22 protein-coding genes and 1 pseudogene are annotated in these 22471 nt (G+C 72.7%); 16 read left to right on the forward strand and 7 right to left on the reverse strand.

Going from position 1 to position 22471, the window contains the following annotated elements; translation table 11 throughout:
- Positions 1–26 precede the first annotated feature (26 nt).
- The 4 genes from AC07FV_RS13335 to AC07FV_RS13350 all read left to right on the forward strand — a co-directional run bounded on the left by AC07FV_RS13335 (position 27) and on the right by AC07FV_RS13350 (position 3475).
- Positions 27–773 (forward strand): SDR family NAD(P)-dependent oxidoreductase, encoded by a 747-nt coding sequence (locus tag AC07FV_RS13335; RefSeq protein ID WP_479086993.1) that lies wholly within the window; start codon positions 27–29, stop codon positions 771–773.
- Entirely contained in the window at positions 770–1840 is a 1071-nt protein-coding gene (locus tag AC07FV_RS13340; protein WP_479086994.1) for a threonine aldolase family protein, read from the forward strand. Before AC07FV_RS13335 ends, AC07FV_RS13340 begins: the two co-directional genes overlap by 4 nt.
- A gap of 334 nt (positions 1841–2174) precedes the next feature.
- Positions 2175–2786, forward strand: coding sequence for a hypothetical protein (locus AC07FV_RS13345; protein WP_479086996.1), 612 nt, complete (start codon positions 2175–2177; stop codon positions 2784–2786).
- Between the two features lie 110 nt (positions 2787–2896).
- Entirely contained in the window at positions 2897–3475 is a 579-nt protein-coding gene (locus AC07FV_RS13350; protein ID WP_479086997.1) for a transglutaminase domain-containing protein, read from the forward strand.
- A 21-nt stretch (positions 3476–3496) separates the two neighbouring features.
- On the opposite strand, the gene AC07FV_RS13355 is transcribed toward AC07FV_RS13350, so the two are convergent.
- Positions 3497–4225, reverse strand: a complete 729-nt coding sequence (locus tag AC07FV_RS13355) for a lysophospholipid acyltransferase family protein (protein WP_356606696.1) — start codon at positions 4223–4225, stop codon at positions 3497–3499.
- 294 nt (positions 4226–4519) lie between these two features.
- On the opposite strand from AC07FV_RS13355, the gene AC07FV_RS13360 reads away from it, so the two are divergent.
- The 5 genes from AC07FV_RS13360 (at position 4520) to AC07FV_RS13380 (ending at position 9001) form a co-directional block, all read left to right on the forward strand.
- Positions 4520–4867 (forward strand): TlpA family protein disulfide reductase, encoded by a 348-nt coding sequence (locus tag AC07FV_RS13360; RefSeq protein WP_479086999.1) that lies wholly within the window; start codon positions 4520–4522, stop codon positions 4865–4867.
- A 146-nt stretch (positions 4868–5013) separates the two neighbouring features.
- A complete protein-coding gene (locus tag AC07FV_RS13365) occupies positions 5014–5523 on the forward strand; it encodes a flavin reductase family protein (RefSeq protein WP_479087001.1) in 510 nt (169 codons plus the stop codon).
- Between the two features lie 219 nt (positions 5524–5742).
- Positions 5743–6531 carry an electron transfer flavoprotein subunit beta/FixA family protein gene (locus AC07FV_RS13370; RefSeq protein WP_479087002.1) on the forward strand — a complete coding sequence of 263 codons (789 nt, stop codon included), beginning with the start codon at positions 5743–5745 and terminating at the stop codon, positions 6529–6531.
- A 54-nt stretch (positions 6532–6585) separates the two neighbouring features.
- Positions 6586–7548, forward strand: coding sequence for an electron transfer flavoprotein subunit alpha/FixB family protein (locus AC07FV_RS13375; protein WP_479087003.1), 963 nt, complete (start codon positions 6586–6588; stop codon positions 7546–7548).
- Positions 7549–7702: 154 nt separating this feature from the next.
- Positions 7703–9001, forward strand: a complete 1299-nt coding sequence (locus tag AC07FV_RS13380) for a DUF6986 family protein (protein ID WP_479087005.1) — start codon at positions 7703–7705, stop codon at positions 8999–9001.
- On the opposite strand, the gene AC07FV_RS13385 is transcribed toward AC07FV_RS13380, so the two are convergent.
- Complete coding sequence (locus AC07FV_RS13385; protein ID WP_479087361.1) at positions 8982–9779, reverse strand: hypothetical protein; 798 nt, start codon at positions 9777–9779, stop codon at positions 8982–8984. The genes AC07FV_RS13380 and AC07FV_RS13385 overlap by 20 nt on opposite strands.
- Before the next feature lie 104 nt (positions 9780–9883).
- The gene (locus AC07FV_RS13390) at positions 9884–10960 is read right to left on the reverse strand and encodes a LacI family DNA-binding transcriptional regulator (protein WP_479087006.1); all 1077 of its coding nucleotides are present in this window, start codon (positions 10958–10960) and stop codon (positions 9884–9886) included.
- Between the two features lie 229 nt (positions 10961–11189).
- Here AC07FV_RS13390 and AC07FV_RS13395 point away from each other — a divergent pair, with 229 nt between their 5' ends.
- The 3 genes from AC07FV_RS13395 (at position 11190) to AC07FV_RS13405 (ending at position 13659) form a co-directional block, all read left to right on the forward strand.
- Positions 11190–12143, forward strand: a complete 954-nt coding sequence (locus AC07FV_RS13395; protein ID WP_479087007.1) for an ROK family protein — start codon at positions 11190–11192, stop codon at positions 12141–12143.
- Positions 12144–12269: 126 nt separating this feature from the next.
- Positions 12270–12464 (forward strand): hypothetical protein, encoded by a 195-nt coding sequence (locus tag AC07FV_RS13400; protein WP_383636759.1) that lies wholly within the window; start codon positions 12270–12272, stop codon positions 12462–12464.
- A 151-nt stretch (positions 12465–12615) separates the two neighbouring features.
- Positions 12616–13659, forward strand: a complete 1044-nt coding sequence (locus tag AC07FV_RS13405) for an NUDIX hydrolase (protein WP_479087008.1) — start codon at positions 12616–12618, stop codon at positions 13657–13659.
- 226 nt (positions 13660–13885) lie between these two features.
- Here the strand turns inward: AC07FV_RS13405 and AC07FV_RS13410 are convergent, their stop codons facing one another.
- Positions 13886–15241: a M20/M25/M40 family metallo-hydrolase gene (locus AC07FV_RS13410; RefSeq protein ID WP_479087009.1), complete on the reverse strand. Its 1356-nt coding sequence runs from the start codon at positions 15239–15241 to the stop codon at positions 13886–13888.
- Positions 15242–15386: 145 nt separating this feature from the next.
- Here AC07FV_RS13410 and AC07FV_RS13415 point away from each other — a divergent pair, with 145 nt between their 5' ends.
- Positions 15387–16757 carry a geranylgeranyl reductase family protein gene (locus AC07FV_RS13415; protein WP_479087010.1) on the forward strand — a complete coding sequence of 457 codons (1371 nt, stop codon included), beginning with the start codon at positions 15387–15389 and terminating at the stop codon, positions 16755–16757.
- Here the strand turns inward: AC07FV_RS13415 and AC07FV_RS13420 are convergent.
- Positions 16747–17199, reverse strand: a complete 453-nt coding sequence (locus tag AC07FV_RS13420; RefSeq protein ID WP_479087012.1) for a nitroreductase family deazaflavin-dependent oxidoreductase — start codon at positions 17197–17199, stop codon at positions 16747–16749. The genes AC07FV_RS13415 and AC07FV_RS13420 overlap by 11 nt on opposite strands.
- Before the next feature lie 309 nt (positions 17200–17508).
- Between AC07FV_RS13420 and AC07FV_RS13425 the strand changes: the two genes are divergently transcribed.
- Positions 17509–18210, forward strand: coding sequence for a TetR/AcrR family transcriptional regulator (locus tag AC07FV_RS13425; RefSeq protein WP_479087014.1), 702 nt, complete (start codon positions 17509–17511; stop codon positions 18208–18210).
- Positions 18211–18358: 148 nt separating this feature from the next.
- Here the strand turns inward: AC07FV_RS13425 and AC07FV_RS13430 are convergent.
- Both AC07FV_RS13430 and AC07FV_RS13435 read right to left on the reverse strand, forming a co-directional pair.
- Positions 18359–19332: pseudogene (locus AC07FV_RS13430) on the reverse strand (alpha/beta hydrolase).
- 211 nt (positions 19333–19543) lie between these two features.
- A complete protein-coding gene (locus AC07FV_RS13435) occupies positions 19544–19984 on the reverse strand; it encodes an NUDIX hydrolase (RefSeq protein ID WP_479087016.1) in 441 nt (146 codons plus the stop codon).
- 406 nt (positions 19985–20390) lie between these two features.
- Here AC07FV_RS13435 and AC07FV_RS13440 point away from each other — a divergent pair, with 406 nt between their 5' ends.
- The gene (locus AC07FV_RS13440; RefSeq protein WP_479087018.1) at positions 20391–21371 is read left to right on the forward strand and encodes an SDR family NAD(P)-dependent oxidoreductase; all 981 of its coding nucleotides are present in this window, start codon (positions 20391–20393) and stop codon (positions 21369–21371) included.
- A 48-nt stretch (positions 21372–21419) separates the two neighbouring features.
- The gene (locus tag AC07FV_RS13445; protein WP_479087020.1) at positions 21420–22463 is read left to right on the forward strand and encodes a terpene synthase family protein; all 1044 of its coding nucleotides are present in this window, start codon (positions 21420–21422) and stop codon (positions 22461–22463) included.
- Positions 22464–22471 lie beyond the last annotated feature (8 nt).

Here is a 22471-nt window from a genome sequence, read left to right on the forward strand (position 1 = left end):
AGGCACAGGCTCGGGAGGCGAGGACCATGGGGAACGGGGCGCTCGACGGCGCGGTGATCGCGGTGGCGGGAGCGGGCGGGCCCGCCGGACGGGCCGCGCTGCTGCGGCTGGCGGAGGCGGGCGCGACGGTCGTCGGTGCGGACAACGACCCGCAGCGGCTGGCCGAGGCGGTCGACGCGGCGCGCTACGCGCACGGCGGCGCCACCGTCACCGGCGAGACCGTCGACCTGCTCGACCGGGACTCCGTCCGCGAGTGGGCCGACGGCATCGAGAAGGAGTACGGGCGGATCGACGGCCTCGTCCACCTCGTCGGCGGCTGGCGCGGCAGCCAGAGCTTCACCAAGACCAACCTCGACGACTGGGACCTGCTGGAGCTGCTGCTGATCCGCACCGTGCAGCACACCTCCCTCGCCTTCCACGAGGCGCTCCAGCGCAGCGACCGCGGACGCTACGTCCTGATCAGCGCCGCGGGTGCGAGCAACCCCACCGCGGGCAACGCCGCCTACTCGGCCGCCAAGGCCGCCGCCGAGGCGTGGACGCTGGCCATGGCGGACTACTTCCGCAAGGCGGGGGGCGAGCAGGGCCCGACGTCGGCGGCTGCGATCCTGGTGGTCAAGGCGTTGGTGCACGACGCGATGCGCGCCGAGCGCCCCAACGCGAAGTTCGCGGGCTTCACGGACGTGCGCGACCTCGCCGAGGCCGTCGCCGGAGTCTGGGAGAAGTCCGCCGCGGAAGTGAACGGAAACCGTCTGTGGCTGACCGAGAAGCCGTGAACCCTCCGAAGACCGACGCGCGTCGCCACCACGACCCCGAGGTCCGCGGTTTCGCCAGTGACAACTACGCCGGCGCACACCCCGAGGTGATGGCCGCCCTGGCCCTGGCCAACGGCGGTCACCAGGTCGCGTACGGCGAGGACGAGTACACCGAGAACCTCCAGCGGGTGATCCGCAGCCACTTCGGCTCCGGCGCCGAGGCGTTCCCGGTCTTCAACGGCACCGGTGCCAACGTCGTCGCGCTCCAGGCGGTCACCGACCGCTGGGGCGCGGTGATCTGTGCCGAGAGCGCGCACATCAACGTCGACGAGGGAGGCGCCCCCGAGCGCATGGGCGGCCTGAAGCTGCTCACCGTCCCCACCCCCGACGGCAAGCTCACGCCCGACCTGATCGACCGGCAGGCCTACGGCTGGGACGACGAGCACCGTGCGATGCCGCAGGTCGTCTCGATCACCCAGAGCACCGAGCTGGGCACCCTCTACACGCCCGACGAGATCCGCGCGATCTGCGAGCACGCCCACGCGCACGGCATGCGGGTGCACCTGGACGGCTCCCGGATAGCCAACGCCGCCGCCTCCCTCGACGTGCCCATGCGCACCTTCACCAACGCGGTCGGCGTCGACCTCCTCTCGCTCGGCGGCACCAAGAACGGCGCCCTGTTCGGCGAGGCGGTCGTGGTCCTGAACCAGGACGCCGTGCGCCACATGAAGCACCTGCGCAAGCTGTCGATGCAGCTCGCCTCCAAGATGCGCTTCGTGTCGGTGCAGCTGGAGGCCCTGCTCGCCAAGGACCTGTGGCTGCGCAACGCCCGCCACGGCAACGAGATGGCCCAGCGCCTGGCCGAGGGAGTGCGGGCCGTGCACGGCGTGGAGATCCTCTACCCGGTGCAGGCCAACGCGGTCTTCGCCCGACTGCCGCACGAGGTGAGCGAACGCCTGCAGAAGCGGTTCCGCTTCTACTTCTGGGACGAGGCCGCGGGCGACGTCCGCTGGATGTGCGCCTTCGACACCACCGAGGACGACGTGGACACCTTCGTGGCGGCCCTCAAGGAGGAGATGGCGCGCTAGACCCCGCCGCCACCCGCAGCTCCCTCCGGCCGGCCCGGTCCGCACGACGGATCCGGGCCGGTCCTCGTTCGGGCCGCCCCGGTGACGCCGAGGCGGCCCCTCCCTAAGGTGGTGCGGAGACCGGACCTGGGGGGCAGCGATGGCGCTACCGAGTACGAGACGTCCGAGTGCGCCGCCCCCGGGGGCCCGCCCCCGCCCGACTCCCGCGCCCCTCCTCCGGGTCCCGCCCCGCGGGCGGCGCGGTGTCCTGTGGTGGCTGAGCTGGCTGGTGCCGGTGATCGCGGCCCACCGCCTGTGCTCACCGACTCGCCCCGACCGGGTCAGGGACCGCGCGATGAACAGGGCGCTGATCTTCCGCGGCGCACTCGGTCTCGCCCTGACCGTCGCCGCCTGGCTGGTCCTCGGGCTCGTGCCCGCGCGCGAGATCCCCGGCCGGTTCTGGGAGAGCTTCGCCTACACGGGCGGCGCCATGCTGTTGGTCTTCAACCTCTGCGGCATGGCGGTCGCGATGGCTCCCAAGGGCCGGAAGTGGGCCGCGACCAAGCTGTGGCGCGGCCCCCTCCTGGCCTACGTCCTCGCCTGCGCCTCATGGATGGTCGTCGTTCAGACCGGCCTCTCCGACTGGCCGCCGGAATCACCCGTGGCGGCCGCCGGCGGCCTGTGGCTCGGTCTCTTCGGTGTCTACGGCATGTTCCTGCTCGTCCTCAACGGAGGGCGCACCGCCGACGTCAACGACTGCCTTCCGGTGCTGCTGCCCACGCTCTACATGCTCTGCCTGACCCTCCCCACGCTGGGGGACCCGATGTACGACCGGGTCTCCATGCCGGTGCGGCTGGTCCTCGGCCTCACCGGTCCGGTGACGCTGGTCCTCCTGGCCTACTGGCAACTGCGGCGCCTGCGCGTACTGCACGGCGTACGCCTGTCGGACCTTTCGCACCGGGTCTGACCGCCGCACGGTGACCCGGTCGGCGGGAGCGTGCCCAGGTCATGCATAGATATGCGTTCAACTGAAAAGTCATTGACCGGAGGGTGATCGTGTTCCTATGCTCTGCGGGCATGGAGCTGATCCAGAAGTCCCCCGATCTGTCCGACTACCTTGCCGCCGACGATGCCATCGACCACCACCATCCGCGTGTGCGGGACGTGGCCGGGCGGCTGGCCAAGGAAGCCGAGGACTCGTATGCCTATGCACGGCTGGCCTTCGAGTTCGTACGCGACACCATCCCGCACTCGCACGACTCCGGAGATCCGCGCGTCACCTGGCGCGCCTCGGACGTCCTGGAGCAGCGCACCGGCATCTGCTACGCCAAGGCGCACGCGCTGGCCGCGCTGCTGCGGGCCGAGGACATCCCGACCGCCCTGTGCTACCAGCGGCTCGGTGTGCTGCACGGGCTGGTCGCCGTCCGGCTCGACGGCGCCTGGCACCGGCAGGACCCGCGGGGCAACAAGCCCGGCGTGGACGCCCGATTCTCGCTCGGGCAGGAGCGGCTGGCCTTCACGCCGGACACCGCGGCCGGTGAGGAGGACTACCCGCAGCTGTACGCGGCGCCGCACCCGGTCGTCCTGGACGTCCTGAAGGCCGCCACCGACCGCTCCCGCCTCTGGGCGACGCTCCCGCCCGGGCTGCCGTCGTAGGGGAGGCGGCCCGGGGCGGGCTCAGTGCGCCTCGGCCGTGCGCACCTGCTCCGGGGTGGGGGCGGTGCCGCCGAGGTGGGCCGGCATCCACCAGGTGTCGTCCGCTCCCTTGGGGCGCACCGGGTAGGCGCGCTGCGCCGCCTCCAGCAGCTCCTGGACCCGCTCGCGCAGCCGACGGGTGATGGCGCCCGCGTACTGGTCGCGGGGGGCCTCCATCGCCTCGCCGACCCGGATCGTGATCGGGGTGTGGCTGCGCTTGAAGTTGCGCGGGTGCCCCTTGGTCCACAGTCGCTGGGTGCCCCACACCGCCATCGGGACCAGCGGGACGCCGGCCTCCTGCGCCAGGCGCGCTGCCCCCGACTTGAAGCTCTTGAGCGTGAACGACTCGGAGATCGTCGCCTCCGGGAAGACCCCCACGATCTCGCCGGACCGCAGCGAGTCCAGGGCGTGCGCATACGCCGCCTCGCCCTGCTTGCGGTCCACGGGGATGTGCTTCATGCCGCGCATCAGCGGGCCGGAGACCCGGTGCCGGAAGACCGACTCCTTCGCCATGAAGCGCACCAGACGCTTCTGGGGCAGCGCGGCCAGGCCGTCGAAGATGAAGTCCAGGTAGCTGATGTGGTTGCTCACCAGCACGGCGCCGCCCGAGCGCGGGATGTTCTCCGAACCCTGGCAGTCGATCTTGAGGTCCCACACCTTGAACAGCGTGCGGGCGAGACCGACCACCGGGCGGTAGACGAGTTCAGCCATGGGCGGGTCGAACCCTTCCTTGTCAGCCTGGGAAGGGGCTCCCAGTCAAAAGTTACGCAGCCGTAGGTTTACGGCTTGTCGCAGATCGTGCCCCAAGAACGGCCGGTGTACCAGCCTTGGTGCCCGCCCACGGCGAGATCCTCATCACGTCCCGGCCCTCCGATGGCCGAAACACGCCGGTGACCCGGGAATCTCACCCGTCCCCCGAGCGCTGCACCTGTGGACGACCGAACTGGTGGCACGCGTGTGAGGCGTGCCCGGGAGTGCCGCGGGGCGGCGGAACGGAGTGCGCGGGTGGGCGGGCAGGGCGACGGCAGGCGGCTCGATCCGGACGGCCCCCGCCTTGACGCGAGCGACCTGGACGGGGAGCTGGGCGCCCGCGCGACGCTCGTCCAGTTCTCCAGCGCCTTCTGCGCCCCCTGCCGGGCCACCCGGCGGATCCTCGCGGAGGTGGCCGGCATGGTCCCGGGCGTCGTCCACGTCGAGGTCGACGCCGAGGCCCGCCTGGAGCTGGTCCGCGCCCTCGGCGTGCTCAAGACCCCCACCGTGCTGGTCCTCGACGCCGGCGGACGTGTCGTACGGCGCGCCGTGGGGCAGCCGCGCAAGGCGGACGTCATCGCCGCGCTGGGCGAGGCGGTGTGACGACCGACACCTCACCGGTGAGGCGTTCTCCACGGCTTCCAGCTTCCGGGACGTATTTGACTGTGTGTGCCACCCGTCGTCAGCCTGCCCCCAGGTCCTCGATCCCCACGCCCCGGACCGAGGCGCCCCGCGGAAGGACATCCCGTATGACGGTCACCCCCGACCTGGCCGCGGCGCGGCTCGCCGGCGCCGACCTGCTCCGGTCCGCCTTCCGGCGCCATGCGGCGGGGGTCGCGGTGATCACCGCGCGCGGTGACGCCGGCCCCGTCGGGTTCACGGCGACCTCCCTCGCCTCGGTCTCCGCCGAGCCGCCGCTGCTCTCCTTCGGCATCGGGGCAGGCTCCTCGAGCTGGCCCGCGGTGTCCGAGGCGGAGCACGTCGGCGTCCACCTGCTCGGCGAGCACCAGGAGGAGCTGGCGGCCACGTTCGCCCGCAGCGGCGCCGACCGGTTCGCGCCGCCCACCGCCTGGGGCGAGGGTCCCGAGGGCGTGCCCGTGCTGGACGGTGTGCTCGCCTGGCTCGTGTGCCGCGTCGTCGGCCGCGTGCCCGCGGGCGACCACCGGGTCGTGCTCGCGGAGGTCCTGCTCGGCGACCCCACGGGCCTCGGCAGTCCACTCCTCTACCACCAGGGGCGATACAACGGACTGCGGGAGTGACCGTCCTCCGGGGCGCTTCTGCGGAGGCGTCGGGTTCCGGTTACGCTGCGTTGCGAAGGTCACAGTTCAAAGCGCTTGCTTAGCGGGAAAGAACTGGATGTACTGACGAGTAATATTCCGGGCGGAGCGCGGGTCGCCCCGACCGGGATCGGCCGCTTGGGGCGCCTATGCTGCCTGCAAGAGGCAGCACTGAAATGTCGACGCAGTAGGAGAGCCGGCGTGAGCTTGAGGATCGTTGTCACCGTGAAGTACGTGCCCGACGCCACCGGCGACCGGCACTTCGCCGATGACCTGACCGTCGACCGCGACGACGTCGATGGTCTGCTCTCCGAACTGGACGAGTACGCGGTCGAGCAGGCGCTGCAGATCTCGGAGAACTCCGACGACGACGTGGAGATCACCGTCCTGACGGTGGGCCCCGAGGACGCGAAGGACGCGCTGCGCAAGGCGCTGTCCATGGGCGCGGACAAGGCCATCCACGTCGAGGACGACGACCTCCACGGCACCGACGCCATCGGCACCTCCCTGGTCCTGGCCAAGGCCGTCGAGAAGGCCGGCTACGACCTGGTCATCTCCGGCATGGCCTCCACCGACGGCACCATGGGCGTCGTCCCGGCCCTGCTCGCGGAGCGCCTGGGCGTGCCGCAGGTGACGCTGCTGTCCGAGGTCTCGGTCGAGGGCGGCACGGTCAAGGGCCGCCGCGACGGCGACGCCGCCACGGAGCAGCTGGAGGCGTCCCTGCCGGCCGTCGTCTCGGTCACCGACCAGTCGGGCGAGGCGCGTTACCCGTCGTTCAAGGGCATCATGGCGGCGAAGAAGAAGCCGGTTCAGTCCTGGGACCTGTCGGACCTCGACATCGACGAGGACGAGGTCGGTCTGGAGAACGCCTACACCACGGTCGACTCCGCGGCGGAGCGCCCGGCGCGCACCGCGGGCACGATCGTCAAGGACGAGGGCGAGGGCGGCAAGCAGCTCGCCGAGTTCCTCGCGGGCCAGAAGTTCATCTGAGCCCCGCCCGGCCGACCGCCCCTCACATCTCGCAAGCAGGAGAGAAGAAGTCCCATGGCTGAAGTTCTCGTCTACGTCGACCACGTGGACGGTGCCGTCCGCAAGCCCACCCTGGAGCTGCTGACGCTCGCCCGCCGCGTCGGCGAGCCCGTCGCCGTGGCCCTCGGCAACGGCGCCGGCGACACCGCCGCCGCCCTCGCGGAGCACGGCGCCGTGAAGGTCCTCACCCACGAGGCCGCCGAGTACTCCGACTACCTGGTCGTCCCCAAGGTCGACGCCCTCCAGGCCGCCGTCGAAGCCGTCTCCCCGGCCGCCGTGCTGGTCCCGTCCTCCGCCGAGGGCAAGGAGATCGCCGCCCGCCTGGCGCTGCGCCTGGGCTCCGGCGTCATCACCGACGCCGTCGACCTGGAGGCCGGCGACGAGGGCCCGGTGGCCACCCAGTCGGTGTTCGCCGCCGCCTTCACCACCAAGTCCCGTGTCTCCAAGGGCACCCCGGTCATCACGGTCAAGCCGAACAGCGCGGCCGTCGAGGCGGCCCCGGCCGCCGGTGCGGTCGAGGCCCTGTCCGTGACCTTCTCCGCCGCCGCGACCGGCACCAAGGTCACCTCGCGCACCCCGCGCGAGTCGACCGGCCGCCCGGAGCTGACCGAGGCCGCGATCGTCGTCTCCGGCGGCCGCGGCGTGAACGGCGCGGAGAACTTCGCGATCATCGAGGCCCTCGCCGACTCCCTCGGCGCGGCCGTGGGCGCCTCGCGCGCCGCGGTGGACGCCGGCTGGTACCCGCACACCAACCAGGTCGGCCAGACCGGCAAGTCGGTCTCCCCGCAGCTGTACATCGCCTCCGGCATCTCCGGCGCCATCCAGCACCGTGCGGGCATGCAGACCTCGAAGACGATCGTGGCGATCAACAAGGACGCCGAGGCCCCGATCTTCGACCTCGTCGACTACGGCGTCGTCGGCGACCTCTTCGACGTCGTCCCGCAGCTGACCGAGGAAGTGAAGACCCGCAAGGGCTGAGCATCCCCCGGACACCGGCCGAGGCCCCCGCGACCGTCCTGGTCGCGGGGGCCTCGGTGTCTGCGCAGGATGGGTGTTGACCGGCGCGTGACCGGCAGATAACTTCGCTCTACGGATTATTGATTCCGTTCAGCGGAAAACAGGAGGGTGTGGGATGGGTCAGCAGGAGAAGGTGGCAACGAGCCTCGCGGGCGCCGTCAGCGAGGAGATCAGTGCCTCCCTCGCGCCGGTCGACGCGGAACTGGAGCGCTGCTACCCCGGCGACCCGGGCACCCGTCAGCCCGTCCACACCGTCTACGTCCCGGGCGACGTCTTCGCCGCCGACACGATCCGCACCTGGGGCGACCAGGCACTCGCGGCCCTCGACGAGCACGCGCCGGACGCCGCCTCCTTCGCCGCCGTCCTCGGCCTCGCCGACGACCTCGCCGAGCCCGTGTACAGCCGCGTGCGCGCCAAGCTGGAGCGCGAACCGATCGAGGACCTCCGCGTCGACTTCGAGGACGGGTACGGGAACCGTTCCGACGCCGAGGAGGACGAGGCCGCGGCCCGCGCGGCACGTCTGATCGCCGAGGCGTACGACCGGGGCACGGCGGCCCCGTACATGGGCATCCGCATGAAGTGCATGGAGGCCCCGGTGCGGGCCCGGGGCATCCGCACCCTCGACGTCTTCCTCAGCGGCCTGATGGAGGCCGGCGGCCTGCCCGACGGGCTGGTGCTCACCCTGCCCAAGGTGACGTACCCCGAGCAGGTCACCGCCATGGTGCGGCTCCTGGAGGCCTTCGAGAAGGCGCGCGGCCTGGAGCCCGGCCGGATCGGTTTCGAGATCCAGATCGAGACCAGCCAGTCCATCCTGGCCGCCGACGGCACCGCCGCCGTCGCCCGCATGATCCAGGCCGCCGAGGGCCGCGCCACCGGCCTCCACTACGGCACCTTCGACTACAGCGCCTGCCTCGGCGTCTCCGCCGCCCACCAGGCCAGCGACCACCCGGCCGCCGACCACGCCAAGGCGATCATGCAGGTCGCCGCCGCCGGCACCGGTGTACGCGTCTCGGACGGCTCCACCAACGTCTTGCCGGTCGGCCCCACCGCGAAGGTCCACGACGCCTGGCGCCTGCATTTCGGCCTGACCCGCCGCGCCCTGGCCCGCGCCTACTACCAGGGCTGGGACATGCACCCCGGTCACATCCCCACCCGGTACGCGGCCGTCTTCGCCTTCTACCGCGAGGGCTTCGAGCAGGCGGCCGCCCGCCTCGCCCGCTACGCCAACCGCACCGGCGGCGACGTCATGGACGAGCCCGCCACCGCGAAGGCCCTCAGCGGCTACCTGCTGCGCGGTCTGGACTGCGGCGCCCTCGACATCGGCGAGGTGGCCCGGCTGACCGGGCTGACCCGCGCCGACCTGGAGGGCTTCTCCTCGCCGCGGCGCGGTGACCTCACGGCATCGGCGCAGTAGGCGGCGGCTGGGTGCGGGGGAGCGGCGCGGGGCCGCCCGCCCGGCCGTCGGAGTGCACGTAGCGCTCCAGGCCGGACGCGGTCGCCCGGCCCTCCTCGGCGAACAGCCGCGTCCCCCGCTCGCACAGCCGCCGGTCGGCCCGGGCCCGCGCGCAGAACTCCTCGGGCGTCGTCCCGAACAGCCCCCGCAGCCGGGCCGACCCGCCCAGCAGCTCGCCGATCAGCACCCGCTGGTCGCCGGGGTGCCCGCGCACCGCTCCGTCAGCGCCGCGCAGGACACCGTGCCGGTTGACGTAGGCGTAGGCGCCGCGCAGCACCGTGCCCTCCTCGGGCTCCACGCGTACGTCGGGCGCGGGGAGCCAGGCCCGGTCGAAGTTGCCGCCCGCCATCGGCACCCCCTCGCTCGCGTCGATCACCGCGAGCTGCTCGGTGTCGAGCCAGAGGACGAACAGCTCCCGTACGACGCCGGGGGCGCCCACCGGTGAGGCGGACAGGTACCCCATGCGGCTCACGTGGGCGGAGACGCCGATGTCGACGCCGGTGACCCGGGCCCGGACCATGGGCAGCGGGGCGTCGACCCCGAACTCCGCCATCTTGTGCCGGAGCTGGGCCGGGGACGCGTTGGAGCCGATGGCCAGTACGGGGACGCGGTCCTCGTACGTCAGCCGGTCCAGCGGCAGCAGCCGGTCCCCGTCGAGCAGCCCCGACTCCCGCGGCCACGCGCCGGGGTAGAGCAGCGGCTCCTCGCGCGGGACCCCGTCCAGCCCGAGGCTCCGCAGGGTCCGGTCCGTGCTGTCGGTGGCATCCGGTGCGGTCCGGGCGGAGGTCCGCGCTCGTGTGCCCGCGTCGCGCCCGTCCGTGGGGTCGTCCGTCACGGGGCCGCTCAGTCCGCCGGCCGCAGCTCGCCCGAACCCCGGGTGACCAGCCTGGTGGGCAGTTCGATGCGGTCGGGCGTGAGCAGGGTGCCGTCCAGCTGCTGGAAGAGCCGTTCGGCAGCGGTCCGGCCGAGGGCCGCCGCGTCCTGGGCGACCACGGTGACGCCCGGCTGAAGCAGGTCGGCCAGCTCGATGTCGTCGAAGCCGACGAGGGCGACCGCGCGCGTGTGCTCGGCCAGCACACGGATCACGGTGACCGTGACCCGGTTGTTGCCGGTGAAGATCGCGGTGACCGGGTGCGGATCGGCCAGCATCTCCTCCGCCGCCCTGCGCACCCGCTCGGGGTCGGTGACGCCCAGGGACATCCAGGAGTCCTTCACCGGTATGCCCGCGTCCTCCATGGCGGCCCGGTAGCCGCGCAGCCGCTCGGCGGCGGTGTGGATGCGCGGCATGTCACCGATGAAGCCGATCCTGCGGTGCCCGTGCGCGATGAGGTGGGTGACACCGTCCCGGGCGCCGCCGAAGTTGTCGGACACCACCACGTCGGCGTCGATCCGGCCCGCCGGACGGTCGACGAAGACCGTGGCGACGCCCGCCTTGAGCTCGGGCTCCAGGTACCGGTGGTCGTCCCCGGCCGGGATCACCACCAGGCCGTCCACGCGCCGCGCGCACAGCGCCAGCACCAGCTCCTGTTCGCGGTCCGGGTCCTCCGCGCTGGACCCGTTGATCAACAGGGCCCCGTGGGCGCGGGCCACCTCTTCCACGGCACGGCTGAGCGGCCCGTAGAAGGGGTCGGCCAGATCCTCCAGGACCAGGCCGATGCTGGCCGTACGGCCCTTGCGCAGCACCCGCGCGCTGTCGTTGCGGCGGAAGCCGAGCGCGTCGATGGCCTCCTGGACCCGGCGCTCCGTCTCCGGAGTGACCCCCGGCTCGCCGTTGACCACCCGGGAGACGGTCTTGAGACCGACCCCGGCCCGGGCGGCGACGTCCTTCATGGTCGGCCGATTGCCGTAACGGTTCCCGGGGAGGCGGTCTGCGCGGCGGGGCGTGTGGGGCACGATGCGGTGTCCTGTCCTGTCGTCCACGGGAGTGCGTCGGCTCCTGTCGTCCACGGTGTCGTCCGAGGGGATGTGTCGGTCGTGCGTTTGTATGAGGATGTGGCGTCGAGCATAGAGCCTGGACAACGTTGTCAGATGCGGGAGACACTGTTCATCGCACTCTCCGGCCCTCGTCCCCCACCCGGGGGCCGGTCTGCTGCGTGCTCTTGGGTTCGTCATTCCTTCTTTTTCGGTCCGACGGGGAGATCCGACTCTGATGCACACCGATCTCGTGGCAGCGCTGGACATCGGCGGCACCAAGATCGCCGGGGCGCTGGTGGACGGCCACGGCCACATCCAGGCCCGCGCGCAGCGCGCCACGCCCGCCCGGGAGGACGGCGACACCGTGATGCGGGCCGTCGAGGCCGTGATCGGGGAGCTGGCGGCGTCGCCGCTGTGGGGACGGGCCACGGCCGTCGGTATCGGCAGCGCGGGCCCGGTGGACGCCTCCGCCGGCACCGTGAGCCCGGTGAACGTGCCCGGCTGGCGCGACTACCCGCTCGTCCGTCGGGTCCGTGCCGTCGCCGGTGGCCTGCCCGTCGAGCTGATCGGCGACGGGGTGGCCATCACGGCGGCCGAACACTGGCAGGGCGCCGCCCGCGGGCACGACAACGCGTTGTGCATGGTGGTCTCCACGGGTGTCGGCGGCGGTCTGGTCCTGGACGGACGGCTGCACCCTGGCCCCACGGGCAACGCCGGGCACATCGGTCACATCAGCGTGGACCTGGACGGTGACCCGTGCCCGTGCGGCGCGCGCGGCTGCGTGGAGCGCATAGCGAGCGGCCCCAACATCGCGCGGCGTGCCCTGGACGCCGGCTGGCGTCCCGGTCCGGACGGCGACACCTCCGCCGCCGCGGTCGCCGCCGCCGCCCGGCTGGGCGACCCGGTCGCCGTGGCGTCCTTCGAACGGGCCGCGCAGGCCCTGGCCGCCGGCATCGCGGCCACCGCGACCCTCGTCGAGATCGACATCGCGGTGATCGGCGGAGGCGTGGGCAAGGCGGGGGACGTCCTCTTCGCCCCCCTGCGCAAGGCCCTGACCGACTACGCGACCCTGTCCTTCGTGCAGCGCCTGACGGTGGTGCCGGCCCAGATGGGGACGGACGCGGGGCTGGTGGGCGCTGCCGCCGCGGCACTCACGAGGACGGCCGGCGTGACCCCGGCGGGGGTCTGAGCCGAGCGCGGGTGCTGATGCGGGCGGGTTCGAGCGGGGTCCCGGCCGGGGCCGGCGGGGGACCGATTCTGCGGCTCCGGCGCCCCCGGCCGTGACCACGGAGCCGCGACGCAGTTGAAGCAGGGCATGAAGAAGCGCAGCATGCTCGCCATCGCCTCCCTGGCCACCGGTTTCGTCGTCGCCGCCGTCAGCCCCTCCCACTCCGCCCCGGCCGAACTCCCGCTCCACCTCGGTGTCGAGGACGCCGTCGGGACCGTCCAGGACACCGTCGCCGTCGAGAGCCTGAGCGTGGACGAGGACACCCTGAAGCAGCTGGGCTGACGCACGGGCCGCGTCGCCCCGCACGGACCGCACGGCGCCGGTGCCCTTCCGAGGGGCGTCGGCGCCGTTGTCGTGCGCCCTCAACTGGGCCTGGTTTCCGTGGCAGGGTGGAGCGGGCAAGCCACAGGGGGCCAACAGAAGAGGGGGACCTGTGACCGTCGTCTGGATCAACGGCGCGTTCGGTGCGGGGAAGACCACCACCGCACGGGAACTGATCGAACTGATCCCGAACAGCACACTCTTCGACCCCGAGGTCATCGGCGGCGCACTCGCGCATCTCCTGCCGCCCAAGCGCCTCGCCGAGGTCGGGGACTTCCAGGATCTGCCGATCTGGCGCCGCCTGGTGATCGACACGGCGGCCGCGATGCTCGCCGAGCTCGGCGGGACGCTCGTGGTGCCCATGACCCTGCTGCGCCAGGAGTACCGCGACGAGATCTTCGGCGGCCTCGCCGCCCGCCGGATCGCGGTGCGGCACGTCCTGCTGGCTCCGGCGGAAACGATCCTGCGGGAGCGGATAGCGGGCCGCGAGACCTTGGAGGGCGCGCCCGACGGCGAGGTACGCGTACGGCAGTGGTCGTACGACCACATAGAGCCGTACCGGACCGCCCTCGCCTCCTGGCTGACGGCCGACGCCCACCCGATCGACACCGGCGCCCTCACCCCGTGCCAGGCCGCCGCACGGATCGCCGAGGCCGTCGGCTCCGGCTCCGTGCCGGTCTGCGACATCGTGCAGACACCCGAGCCCACCGCCGAGACCACCGCCGCGGGCGTGCTCCTCTTCGACGAACAGGACCGGGTGCTGCTCGTCGACCCGACGTACAAGCCCGGCTGGGAGTTCCCCGGCGGCGTCGTCGAACCCGGCGAGGCACCCGCCCGCGCCGGAATGCGCGAGGTCGCCGAGGAGACCGGCCTGCGCCTCGACGACGTACCCGCCCTGCTGGTCGTCGACTGGGAGGCGCCTGTGCCCCCCGGCTACGGAGGGCTGCGCCTGCTCTTCGACGGGGGCCGGCTCGACTCCGCCGACGCGGCGCGGGTGCTGCTGCCCGGCCCGGAACTGCGTGCCTGGCGGTTCGTCACCGAGGACGAGGCGGCCGGCCTGCTCCCCCCGGTCCGCTACGAGCGGCTGCGCTGGGCCCTGCGGGCCCGGGAACGGGGGGCGGCGCTCTACCTGGAGGCGGGCACTCCGGTCGGCTGACGTCAGCCGACGGCGTGGACGACACGCGTCCCGCCGCCCCAGTCCGGCATGTCGTCGCCGGCCACCTCGGTCACCCGCGCCCGACGCTCGAAGCCACCCTCGGGGAGCCGCCGGAACGGGCGCTGCCGCAACGGGCGCTGCCGACGGCAGGACAGGACCCGGGCGGCTCGATCGCGACCGAGGCGGGCTCAGCTTCCCGTTCAGGCGGGCGGGGCCGGGGGTGGGCTCAGCTCGCCGCGTAGTTGCGCAGGAACAGCGCCTCCGCCACCGACAGCCGCTTCAGTTCCTCGGGGGACACGCTCTCGTTCACGGCGTGGATCTGCGCCTCCGGCTCGCTCAGCCCGATCAGCAGGATCTCCGCCCGCGGATAGAGCGAGGCCAGGGTGTTGCACAGCGGGATGGAGCCGCCCTGGCCGGCGTACTGCATCTCCTGCCCGGGGTACGCGACCGCCATCGCGTCCGCCATGGCCTGGTAGGCGGGGCTGGTGGTGTCGGCACGGAACGGCTGGCCCTGACCGATCTGTTCGACACCGACCCGGGCGCCCCACGGCGTGTGTGCCTCCAGATGGGCCTGGAGCAGCTTGGTGGCCTCGGCCGCGTCCACGCCCGGCGGCACCCTCAGGCTGACCAGCGCGCGGGCGCCCGCCTGCACCGACGGGGTGGCGCCGACGACCGGCGGGCAGTCGATGCCGAGCACCGTGACGGCGGGGCGCGCCCAGATCCGGTCGGCGACCGAGCCGGAGCCGATCAGTTCCACGCCGTCGAGGACGCGGGCGTCCCGGCGGAACTGCTCCTCGTCGTACTCCAGACCTTCCCACCCGCTGTCCGCCGCCAGACCGTCGACGGTCGTCGAACCGTCCTCGGCGCGCAGCGAGTCCAGGGCGCGGATCAGGGCGGCCAGCGCGTCGGGGGCCGCGCCGCCGAACTGCCCCGAGTGCAGGTTGCCTTCGAGCGTGTCGACCTTCACCCGGACCAGGGTCATGCCGCGCAGCGTCGAGGTGACCGTCGGCAGCCCGACCCGGAAGTTGCCCGCGTCGCCGATGACGACGGTGTCCGCCGCGAGCAACTCGGGGTGCTGCTCGGCGTACCGCTCCAGGCCGCCCGTGCCCTGCTCCTCCGAGCCCTCGGCGATGACCTTGACGTGCACCGGCACGCCGCCGTTCGCCTTCAGCGCGCGCAGCGCGAGCAGGTGCATCAGCACGCCGCCCTTGCAGTCGGCGGCACCGCGCCCGTACCAGCGGCCGTCGCGCTCGGTCAGCTCGAAGGGAGGGGTGACCCAGCCGGCCTCGTCCAGCGGCGGCTGCACGTCGTAGTGGGCGTAGAGCAGCACCGTCTTCGCGCCCTCGGGGCCGGGCAGGTACCCGTAGACCGACTGCGTGCCGTCCGGCGTGTCGAGCAGGTCCACGTCCTGGAAGCCCTCGGCGCGCAGCGCGGTGGCTATCCACTCGGCGGCGCCCACGCTCTCGCTCCGCGGGAACTGGTCGAAGTCCGCCACCGACTTGAAGGCCACCAGCGCGGCGAGTTCCTCCTTAGCCCTCGGCATCAGGGCGGAGACGGTCTCGGCGACCGGATTCGACGACATGGGCACGCTCCTTGTGGGTGCGACGTTGTACCAAGGAGTACTTGGATTGATGGGCCCGATCCTCCCACAGTGGCCTGCGGCGATGCCCGCCGTAGGATGCGGGGGTCAGGTGCGGCATGCGGTTTGATCGGAGCAGTAGACCATCGTGAGCAGCGAGAACTCTTCGGCGGACGACGCGCGTCAGGTCTGGGACGTCGTCGTGGTGGGCGCGGGACCGGCAGGGGCCTCGGCCGCCTACGCGGCGGCGGTCGCGGGGCGGCGCGTGCTGTTGCTGGAGAAGGCGGAGCTGCCCCGCTACAAGACGTGCGGCGGCGGCATCATCGGTCCTTCGCGCGACACCCTGCCGCCCGGCTTCGAGTTGCCCTTCCGGGACCGCGTGCACGCGGTGACGTTCTCGAACAACGGGCGGTTCACCCGGACCCGGCGCTCCCGGCAGATACTGTTCGGGCTGATCAACAGGCCCGAGTTCGACCAGCAACTCGTCGAGCACGCCCAGAAGGCGGGCGCCGAGCTGCGCACCGGGGCGACGGTCACACGGGTGGAGCAGCACGGGTCGGCGGTTCCGGACCGGCGCACGGTCGCCGTCGTCCTCCAGGGTGGCGAGACGGTCCTCGCGCGGGCGGTCGTCGGCGCCGACGGCAGCGCCAGCCGCATAGGGGCGCACGTCGGGGTGAAGCTCGACCAGGTCGACCTCGGCCTGGAGGCGGAGATCCCGGTGCCGGAGACCGTCGCCGAGGACTGGAAGGGGCGGGTGCTCATCGACTGGGGGCCGATGCCCGGCAGTTACGGCTGGGTCTTCCCCAAGGGCGACACGCTGACGGTCGGTGTCATCTCGGCCCGCGGCGAGGGCGCGGCGACCAAGCGGTACCTGGAGGACTTCGTCGGCCGGCTCGGCCTCGCCGGTTTCGAGCCGAGCATCTCCTCCGGCCACCTCACGCGCTGCCGTGCCGACGACTCGCCGCTGTCCCGCGGCCGGGTCCTGGTCTGCGGGGACGCGGCGGGGCTGCTGGAACCGTGGACGCGGGAGGGCATCTCGTTCGCGTTGCGCTCGGGGCGGCTCGCGGGGGAGTGGGCGGTGCGGATCTCCGAGGCGCACGACGCCGTGGACGCGCGCAAGCAGGCCCTGAACTACGCCTTCGCGATCAAGGCCGGACTCGGCGTCGAGATGAGCGTCGGCAAGCGGATGCTGGCGGTGTTCGAGCGCCGGCCCGGGCTCTTCCACGCCGCCCTGACCGGATTCCGTCCGGCGTGGAAGGCGTTCAGGGACATCACGCAGGGCTCGACCTCGCTGGGCGAACTGGTCCGCGGCCACCCGCTGGCACAGCGGGCGCTGGCGGCGATCGACCGGCGACCGGCGGCTGCGGCGGATCCCGCGGACTCCGCGGACTCCGCGGGCTCCGCGAGCGGCGTGGGTGGTGCGGGCGGTGCAGGCGGTGCGGATGCGGCGGGCGGTGCGGCGACTCCAGGGCGCGGTCCGGACGGCGCGGGTGCCGCGGGCGACGAGGTCAGCGGCTGACCTCGATCCGGAAGACGGGGTGGTCCGCGGCGGCCGCGGCGATCTCCTCGTCGGAGGACGCGGCGGTGACGCCCTGGAAGTACTGGTTCACTTCCCAGCCCCACTTCTCCAGGTAGGTCCGCAGGATCGGGAGCTTCTCCGCGTCGGGAAGCTCCACCGCGGTGAAGCAGCGGACGCGGCGCCCGACGCGCAGTTCCCCGCCCCCGGCGACGCGCATGTTGCGGACCCACTGGGAGTGGCCGCGGGCGGAGACGAGGTACTGCCCGTCGCCGTGAGTGTGCGGGTTCACGGGGACGCGCTGCATCTGTCCGCTCTTGCGGCCGCGGACGGACATCTCGGCGGCGCCGGCGAGGCTGAGACCGTGCCGGGCCAGCCAGCCGATGACGCTGTTGAACCGGACGTTGGCCTTGCTGCCCTTGCGGTAGTACGTCGCTGACGACATCGGTGACCCCCAGGTCGCTGAGGCGCCGAGGACTCGCCCCGACGCCAAGAGCGTCGCTCACTTTTGTGAGCACTGCTCTCTTCGTGCTTCCAGTGTGCGCGCTGTCGACATGAAAAGGCAAGAGCGGTGCTCTCGTTTGCGTGCGCCGCTCTTTCGGGGGAGCGGTGCTCTGGAGGGGCGCGCACCGCTCGCAACTGTGCGCATCGCTCGCACTTGTGTACGGCGCGCTCGATTGTGCGCACCGCTCTCGTTTGCGTGCGGCGATCTCGTTTGTGTGCACCGCTCCGGCGCTGTGGAACACTGGACCGCATGAGCAGCACCGCACAGGGCGTTCGAGCCCGCGCCCGTATCGAGGTCACCGCCGCCATCAAGGACGCGGCGCGCGCGCAACTCGCGGCCGAGGGCGCCGCCAAGCTCTCGCTGCGGGCAGTGGCCCGCGAACTGGGCATGGCGTCATCCGCCCTCTACCGCTACTTCCCCAGTCGCGACGATCTCCTGACCGCCCTCATCATCGACGCCTACAACTCGCTGGGCGAGGCCGCCGAGGCGGCACACGGCGCGGTGGCCGACGCCGGGCACATCCGCCGCTGGACCGCGGTGTGCGAGGCGGTGCGCACGTGGGCGCTGGCGCACCCGCACGAGTACGCGTTGATCTACGGTTCGCCGGTGCCCGGTTACAGCGCGCCGACGGACACCGTTCCCGCCGCCTCCCGGGTGGCCTACGTGTTCATGGGCATCGTGCGCGACGCGCACCGGGGGCCTGGTCTGGCCAAGCCTCCGCTGCCCGCCGAACTGCGCCCCGAGGCCCACCGCATGGCCGCGGACCTCGCCCCCGACCTTCCGCCGGAGACGGTGACGGCGTTCGTGGCGGCCTGGGCCGAGCTGTTCGGGCTGGTCGGCTTCGAGGTGTTCGGGCAGTTCAACGGGGTCGTCGAGGACCGGGAGACGTTCTTCCGCCACGCGGCGGAACGGCTCGCCCACGGGGTGGGCCTGGTCTTCCCCTCCGGGTGAGGGAGGCGACCGCGCCCACCGGGACGTGCGGCTCGCTGCCGGACGGCACGACGCCACCTCCCGCCCCTTCCCTTGCGGGGTGGTGGGACGGCGTGCACGCATGACTTGCGGGGCCGGTGCCCTGCCCGGCCCCGGCCGTTGCGCGGAGTCAGCCGTCGTGGAGCGCCTTCTTCAGGGCGTCGACGGCCAAGTGCCGGGCCACGTTCGCGGCGCGCGTGTCGCGGAGGCTGTCTGGCAGCAGGAAGTCGTGGACCATACCGGCCACGCGTACGGAGGTGGCGTCGACGCCGGCCTCGCGCAGCTTGTCGGCGTACTTCTCGCCCTCGTCGCGCAGGACGCCCGCCTCGTCGGTGATGACCAGGGTGGTGGGCAGCCCTTTGAGCTGCTCCAGGCTCGCCCGCAGGGGAGCGGCGTGCGGCTCGGTGCGCTGAGCGGGCTCGGAGTACTGGTCCCAGAACCAGATCATGCCGTCCCGGGTCAGGTAGCAGCCTTCGGCGAACTGCCGGTACGACGGGGTGTCGAAGTCCGCGTCGGCGACGGGGCAGAGCAGTACCTGCGCCTTCGGGTCGAGGCCGCCGCGCTCCTTGTTCATGAGCGCGAAGACGGCGGACGTGCAGCCGCCCACGGACTCACCGGTGACCGCCACGCGCAATACGTCCAGGCCGTGGTCGGAGCCGTTCTCCAGCAGCCACCGGCCCACGGCGTAGTTCTGCTCGACCCTGCGTCGGGTACTTCGCCTCCGGCACCCGGTCGTACACCGGGAACACCCCGGCCGCGCCCGCACCGACGGCCAGCTCCCGGAAGAGCCGGTCGTGGGTCTTCTCGTCGCCGAAGACCCAGCCGGCGCCGTGGATGTAGAAGACGACCGGCAGCGGGCCGGTAGTCCCCCTTGGGCTTGATGATCCGGGTACGGACCGTGCCCCATTCGCCCGCGTCGACCTCGACCTACTCCTCCTCGACGTCGGGGCGGGGGACGCTGGTGTCGCTCTGCAGGCCGAGGAGGATCTCGCGGCCCTTCTCCGGCGGAACCTCGTAGATCCGCGGGTGGGGATCGGTCGCTTCGGCGAGTTCCTTCGCCGCCGGCTCCAGGAAGGGCGTGACGGGCGGGGGCAGATCGCTCATACGGAATCCAGATGATCAGGGCGCCCGGCCGGCCACGGCACGGTGGCTCAGACGCTCGCTCCCCCCTGCTCACACGCATGGTCCCGGCCGCCCTCGCTCAAGCAACCCGGCCTGGCGCCCGACCGGCTCGATGGTCACCGGGTCCGGGTCCGGGCCGGCCGGTCCGGGCTTCACGGGGAGCGATGCGGAGGGGGGCGGCGGGCCGTTGGGCTCAGGCGAGCAGGCCCCGGTCCCGGAGCAGCGGCAGGATCTGATCCCGCACCGCGGGAGCCGGCCGTACGTCCGGTTCGCCGCCGGAGATCCATCGCAAGCCCGCCAGCTCGACCGCGGGCCGGGGGTCCGGGCCGATGGCCGCCTCGAGGACCGTCATCTTCATGGGCACGCCCTCCAGAGCCGCGCTCGCCTCGACGACGGCCAGGAACTCCGGCTCCAGCGGACGTACTCCCAGTTCCTCGTCAAGCTCTCGGGCCAGCGCCTCCAGCAGCTCCTCGCCCGCGTCCGGCTTCCCGCCGGGAAGGTAGAACACGTCGGGAGCCGCCTTCTTACCCACCACGAGCAGGTGCCCGTCCTGAACGATCGCGGCAGCAACGACCACCAAGGGATTCGCCTCTTCGAAACCGGCGGGAACGACCACATCACCGTCTTGTGTCATGCCTGCCATCTCGCTGGGCTTCCCACCAGCAACGAGCCGACGGGGTGCCCCGGCATGATCCGCGCGACTCCGGCCAGGCATCCGGTGGCCGTCGGGCCCGGCCGAATCACGTCGCACGTCCGCCGCGCCGCCTCCCGACCCGGGCGCACCTGTTCCACCGCCAGGCACAGGCGCAGGCCCGGGCGCAGGCACAGGCACAGCATCGAGCCGGACCCGCTCACGGGCACGACGGACCGTGCCGGAGCGCGGCAGGGCGCACGGAGCGGAAAAGGGGTTCGAGGTGCGAACGAATGCGTCCGCTCGGTCCGTGCGCTCCCTGCACCGAGGCGGGTTGCGGGGGCAGGGTGGGCGGTTGCCCGGGGGCACTGCCGTCCCGGTGCGTGGTCTCGGAGAGGTGGGTGGGCGGGTGGACGACGGAGACGACGAGGTCCGTTTCGACGGCCGTGTGGTCGTGGTGACCGGCGCGGGCCGGGGACTGGGCAGGGAGTACGCGCTGCTCCTGGCCGCGCGCGGTGCGCGGGTCATGGTCAACGACGTGGGGACCACGACCGGCGGACCCGGGACGTCGCCCGCACCCGCTCGGGACGTGGTCGACGAGATCCGGGCTGCGGGCGGGCAGGCGCTGGCGGACGGGCACGACGTGGCCACCGCCGCCGGAGCGCGGGCCCTCGTCGCGGCCGCGCTGGAACGGTGGGGGCGGCTGGACGCCCTCGTCAACAACGCGGGCATCTCGGTCCTGCGCCCGCTGGGCGAACTCACCGACGACGAGTGCCGGCGGGTACTGGACACGCACGCGGGCGGAACGCTGAACATGCTGCGGGCCGTATGGCCGCACATGACCGCCACCGGGTACGGGCGGATCGTCAACACGTGCTCCGACGCCCTGTTCGGTGACACCGGGCTCAGCGCGTACGCCGCCGGCAAGGGTGCCGTGCTGGGGTTGACCACCTCCTCGGCAGCGGAGGGAGCCGCACACGGCATCAAGGTCAACGCAGTCGTGCCCGTCGCCGCGACGCGCATGTCCCTGGAGGCGGTCCGCGACGACGAACGGACGACCGCGTTGCTCACCGACCTGTTCCCCGCCCGGCACGTCGCCCCGGTGGTGGCAGTGCTGGCCCATGTCAGCGCCCCCTGCACCGGCCGACTCCTCCATGCCGCGGGCCGTCGCACCGCCCGGATCTTCCTGGGCGCCACCGAAGGTGTCGTGTGGACGGAGGACCCCACGCCGGAGACGGTCCGGGACGGTTTCCTGCAGGTGTGCGACACCGCGGCGTTCCGCACACCGGGGAGTGTCAGCGAGTCCATGGGCTACTCCCTGGCCCGGCTGGGCGCCGGAGCGGCCGGGTCGCCGGCCCTCGACCTCACGACCCCGCCCGGTCGCGCGTGACCGGCCCACACCCGCGCCGCGCCGCCCACTACGGCTCCGGGAGGACCTGTGCCACAGGACATGGACTTCGACCTTCCCGCCGCCACGGACGTCAGCCCCGACCTCGAGAGCGCCCGCAGGCACAACCAGGACTGGGTGCGCCGCACCGCTCTGGTCGGTGACGACCGGTCCCTGGCCTGGTACACGTCCTGGGACATGCCGCGCCTGGCCGCGCTCGGCTTCCCGTACGCCCGGGGTCCTGCCCTGGACCTGCTGACGGACACGATGGGGTTCTTCTTCGTCTTCGACGACCAGTTCGACGGTCCCCTCGGCCGGAGCCCCGCCGAGACCGGACGCGTCTGCCAGGCATTGATCGACATCACGCACGGCGCCCCGCCAACGACCGGAGCGGACCCCTGCACGAGGGCGTTCGCCGACATCCGGTCCCGCGGCATCGACGGCGCCCACCCGGCCTGGACGGCCCGTACCGCACACGAGTGGGAGTACTACTTCGCCGCGCAGGCCCACGAGGCGCGAGGCCGTCTGCGCGGCACCCCGGCAGACCTCGACGCCTACCTACAGGTCAGACGCGGCGTCGCCGCCACCGACCTGCCCCTCTCGCTCGGGGAGCGCGCGGCCGGCCTCGTCCTCCCGGCGTCCGCCTTCCACAGCCCCGAGCTGCGCATCATGCGCCGGGCCGCCATCGACGTCACCCTGATGTGCAACGACGTGTACTCCCTGGAGAAGGAGGAGGCCCGCGGCGACATGGACAACCTCGTCCTCGTCCTCGAGAAGGCCCGGCACCTCACCCGCGGCGAAGCCCTCCTCGCGGCCCGCGCCGAGGTGGACCGACGCATCCTGCGCTTCCAGGACCTGGCCGGACAGGTACCCACCCTCTGCGCTCAGCTCGCCCTGCCCGAGCGGGAGCGGGCCGACGTGGCCCGCTACGTGCGCGTCATGACCGCGTGGATGAGCGGTTACCACACCTGGCAGACGGGGACCCAGCGCTACCGGGACGCCCTCCGGGTGGTCCCGCCCTCGGGGCCGGGTCACCTCGGCGAGGTCCTGCGCACCCCGCCGCGAGCGCTGCCACGACCGCGGGGAACACCGTGACGTACCGG

It is taken from the genome of Streptomyces sp. NPDC045956 (genome assembly GCF_056430705.1).

Coding starts and splice junctions, on each gene's coding strand:
- AC07FV_RS13435 (WP_479087016.1), bottom strand. CDS start 19,984: ATGACACAAGACGGTGATGTGGTCGTTCCCGCCGGTTTCGAAGAGGCG.
- AC07FV_RS13425 (WP_479087014.1), top strand. CDS start 17,509: ATGAGCAGCACCGCACAGGGCGTTCGAGCCCGCGCCCGTATCGAGGTC.
- AC07FV_RS13410 (WP_479087009.1), bottom strand. CDS start 15,241: ATGTCGTCGAATCCGGTCGCCGAGACCGTCTCCGCCCTGATGCCGAGG.
- AC07FV_RS13365 (WP_479087001.1), top strand. CDS start 5,014: ATGACGGTCACCCCCGACCTGGCCGCGGCGCGGCTCGCCGGCGCCGAC.
- AC07FV_RS13400 (WP_383636759.1), top strand. CDS start 12,270: ATGAAGAAGCGCAGCATGCTCGCCATCGCCTCCCTGGCCACCGGTTTC.
- AC07FV_RS13335 (WP_479086993.1), top strand. CDS start 27: ATGGGGAACGGGGCGCTCGACGGCGCGGTGATCGCGGTGGCGGGAGCG.
- AC07FV_RS13375 (WP_479087003.1), top strand. CDS start 6,586: ATGGCTGAAGTTCTCGTCTACGTCGACCACGTGGACGGTGCCGTCCGC.
- AC07FV_RS13350 (WP_479086997.1), top strand. CDS start 2,897: ATGGAGCTGATCCAGAAGTCCCCCGATCTGTCCGACTACCTTGCCGCC.
- AC07FV_RS13345 (WP_479086996.1), top strand. CDS start 2,175: ATGAACAGGGCGCTGATCTTCCGCGGCGCACTCGGTCTCGCCCTGACC.
- AC07FV_RS13420 (WP_479087012.1), bottom strand. CDS start 17,199: ATGTCGTCAGCGACGTACTACCGCAAGGGCAGCAAGGCCAACGTCCGG.
- AC07FV_RS13380 (WP_479087005.1), top strand. CDS start 7,703: ATGGGTCAGCAGGAGAAGGTGGCAACGAGCCTCGCGGGCGCCGTCAGC.
- AC07FV_RS13395 (WP_479087007.1), top strand. CDS start 11,190: ATGCACACCGATCTCGTGGCAGCGCTGGACATCGGCGGCACCAAGATC.
- AC07FV_RS13355 (WP_356606696.1), bottom strand. CDS start 4,225: ATGGCTGAACTCGTCTACCGCCCGGTGGTCGGTCTCGCCCGCACGCTG.